The organism is Sphingopyxis sp. (genome assembly GCF_036402335.1).
Lineage (GTDB): Bacteria > Pseudomonadota > Alphaproteobacteria > Sphingomonadales > Sphingomonadaceae > Sphingopyxis.
On sequence record NZ_DASWTD010000272.1, the window covers coordinates 1 to 3,354 of the forward strand.

The window sequence follows — 3,354 nt, forward strand, 5'->3', positions numbered from 1 at the left end:
GGGGAGCCGCGTCACATCGGCGTCGGCGGGTTCGCGCTGGAGGCGGATCACCGACAGGAAGACCATTGCGAAGGGCACGAACGCCGCGATGATCCCCATGCTGACGAGCACGTCATAGGCGCCCTTCACCCCCGTACCCGCCTGCCCGAGGATCACGAACATCGCGCCGAGCCCGCCCTGCAGCATCAGCGCGATATAGGGGGTGCCCCAGCGCGGATGGGTGCGCCCGAAGGCGGCGGGAAGCGAGCGGTCGATGCCGATCACGAAGGGGATGCGCGCGGCGGCGGCGAGGAAGCCGCTGGCGGCGCCGAGGTTGCCGATGGTGATGAGGAAGGCGAGCGGCGCGACGATCCACAGCATCTCGAGCTTTTCGGCGGTGCGCGCGCCCGCCTGGATCAGGCCTTGCAGGCTGTTGACCTCGCCCGGCTGGATCGCGAGCAGCACCGCGACGGTGCCCGCGACATAGCAGAAGACGATGATCACCCCCCGCGGTCATCAGCGCACGCGGGATCGTGCGGCGCGCGTTCTTGATCTCGCCGCTCATGAACGACGCCGCTTCGCTGCCCGACAGCGCGAAGGCGAGCGAGGCCCAGAAGATCATGTCTTTGATCTGCGTGCTCGGGGTCATCGTGCGCACCGAAAATTCGGTCGCCGAGCCGAAACGGCTCCACGCGATGACCCCCATCACGATCACGATCAGCGCGGGCAGCCACATGCCGATCGCGCCGATATTGTGCATCCATTTGCCGATGTTGAGCCCGATGATGTTGAGCCAGGTGATGAAGGCGAGCGCGATCAGCGCGAACCCCATGAAGAACATCGGGCTGTTGTGAAGGTGCATCCAGCTTTCGCCGCCGATGTAGAGCGCGTTGCCCGCGTCGAAATAGAAGATCGCTGGAAAATAGGGCAGGTTGCTGGTGAAATAGCTCCACCCCGCCATGAAGCCCGCAAACGGCCCGAACGCCTGCCGCGTCCAGATGTAGAGACCGCCCTCCTGCGGATAGCGCGACGAGAGCTCGATCACCGCGGCGACCAGCGGCAGGTAGAAGCAGAGCAAAGCCCCCATCCAGATGACGATCGAGCTGGGGCCGGCCGAGGCGGCGGTCGCGATCCAGCGCAGGCTGACCCCGGTGACGACGTAGAAGAGGACGAGATCGCCAAAGCCGAGCACGCGGGGCGGATGCGTGAGGGCCTGGCCATCGCTCATGTCCTGCTGCCTCTTCGTTTGAGATCGCCCAGCACCTGGTGCGCGGCATTATGCCCCGGCGCGCCGGTCACCCCGCCGCCCGGATGCGCGCCCGCGCCGCAGAGATAGAGCCCGGCGATGGGTGTGCGATATTGCGAGAAGGCGGGCACCGGGCGCATCGAGAAGAGCTGGCCGAGGTGAAGGTCGCCGTGGAAGATATTGCCTTCTGTGAGTCCATAGGTGCGTTCGAGGTCGAGCGGGGTGAGGACGACGCGGCCCTCGATCAGGCCCGGAAGGTCGGGCATGTGCCGCGCAATCTGCGCGACGATCGCGTCGGCGAAGGCCTCGCGCCGTTCGTCCCATGAGCCCTCGCGGAGCGCATAGGGCACATATTGGATGAAGCAGGTCATCATATGCTTGCCCGGCGGGCAGAGCGTGTCGTCGACAAGGCTGGGGATCACGCAGTCGATCCACAGTTCGTCGGGGATATCGCCGAAGCGCGCGATGTCGGCGCAGCGCTGCGCGCCTTCGAGCGTCGGTGTGATCGACAGCAGCGCGCGCTCGCGCGGATCGGCATCGGCGGGCCGGCCGACGACGCGCGGTTCGCCCGACAGCGCAAGGTTGAGCTTGGCCGAGGGGCCCGCCATCTTGATCGCGGCGATGTCGCGGCGGAAGTCTTCGGGCAGCGCGCCGGGGTCGACGAGACCGAGGAAGGTGCGCTTGGGGTCGGCGTTCGAGAGGACGGTATCGGCGGAGATCGCGGTGCCGTCGGCGAGCGTCACGCCGCACACCTTGCCGCCCGCCACGTCGATCCGTGCGACTGCGGCGTTGGTCCGTATCTCCGCGCCATGTGCCTCTGCGGTCGCGGAAATCGCCTGCGTGATCGCGCCCATACCGCCGATGACATGGCCGGCAAAACCCTGCACCGCATGGTCGCCGCCCGACAGCAAGTGGAAGAGCAGGCCGACCGCCGAGCCGGGTTCATAGGGGCCGCCGTGCTTGCCGTAGACATTGTTGGCGAGGAACATGCGCTTGACCGCCTCGCTCTCGAAATGGCGGTCGAGATAGTCGCCGAGGCTGCCGGTCAGGAAGGTGACAAGCTGCGCGACCTCGCGCCCGCGGATGCGGCGAAAGCGTTTCAGCAGGCGGATTGCCTCGCGCACCCGGCCGAAACCGCGCGCGGCGAGATCGGGCGGGGATTCGAGGAAGAAGGGCTGGAGATAGGCAGCGAGCGCTTTCAGTTCGCGGTCGACACGGACGAAGGCCTCGGCATCGGCTTTCGAATAGGACGCGATCTCGGCCGCGGTGCGCTCGACATCGGCCCACCAGCGAATGATCTGTCCGTCGCCGAGCGCGACGGTGAGCAGCGGGTCGCTCGCGATCATGCGGAGACCGTGCTTCGCCAGCTCGAGATCGCGGATCACCGTCGGCATCAGCATGGAGGCGAAATAGGAAGCGAAGGACACGCGGTGGCCGGGGATGACCTCTTCGGTCACGCACGCGCCGCCGATGATCTCACGGCGTTCGAGCACCAATATCCTGAGGCCCGCGCGCGCCAGATAGGCGGCCGCGGTCAGTCCGTTGTGACCGGCGCCGACGACGATCGCGTCGTAGCGTCGGGTTGGCGAAGATACTGGCGCCGGATCGTTCGCGATCGCCACCCCCTATGGCATTCGGCAGTGGCCCGGGCGGCCCGCATGTCCGAAGTTTCGCTGTACGATAAGCGCAAAAGGCGCTATTAGGCAACTGTCTAATAAGGGGTGGTCATGATCGACGACGAGCCGGCCGGTGCGATGGAACGCTCGCTTCCGAGCAGCGCCTATCTGACCGACGACGCGCACCGCATCGACATCGACCGCATCTTCGCCCGCGAGTGGGTGTGCGCCGGCCGCGAGGAGGATGTCGCGCAGCCCGGCGATCATATTCTGGTCGACCTTACCGGGCAAAGCATCATCGTCGTTCGCACCAAGGCGGGCGACATCCGCGCGCACTACAATGTCTGCCGCCACCGCGGGGCGCGGCTCTGCGATCCCGAAACCGATGCGCGCTGGGACGTCGCGCTGAACGGCGGGGTGATCGGGCAGGTGATCCGCTGCCCCTATCATGGCTGGTCCTACGGGCTCGACGGCGCGTTGCTCGCGGCGCCGAACCTTGGCGCGATCGCCGAT

General features: G+C 66.9%; 3 protein-coding genes and 1 pseudogene. 1 reads left to right on the plus strand and 3 read right to left on the minus strand.

Annotated elements, in window-relative coordinates; all coding sequences use genetic code 11:
- From VGD20_RS08635 to VGD20_RS08645, 3 genes and pseudogenes are all read right to left on the minus strand, one after another.
- A partial coding sequence (locus VGD20_RS08635; protein ID WP_331134053.1) for an amino acid permease occupies positions 1–483 on the minus strand: 483 nt, incomplete at its 3' end.
- A gap of 64 nt (positions 484–547) precedes the next feature.
- Positions 548–1,207: pseudogene (locus VGD20_RS21815) on the minus strand (amino acid permease); the annotation flags it as partial.
- Positions 1,204–2,847, minus strand: coding sequence for an NAD(P)/FAD-dependent oxidoreductase (locus VGD20_RS08645; RefSeq protein ID WP_331134055.1), 1,644 nt, complete (start codon positions 2,845–2,847; stop codon positions 1,204–1,206). The gene VGD20_RS08645 and the pseudogene VGD20_RS21815, both read right to left, overlap by 4 nt.
- A 105-nt stretch (positions 2,848–2,952) precedes the next feature.
- On the opposite strand from VGD20_RS08645, the gene VGD20_RS08650 reads away from it, so the two are divergent.
- On the plus strand, positions 2,953–3,354 hold a 402-nt coding region (locus VGD20_RS08650; RefSeq protein WP_331134056.1), incomplete at its 3' end, for a Rieske (2Fe-2S) protein.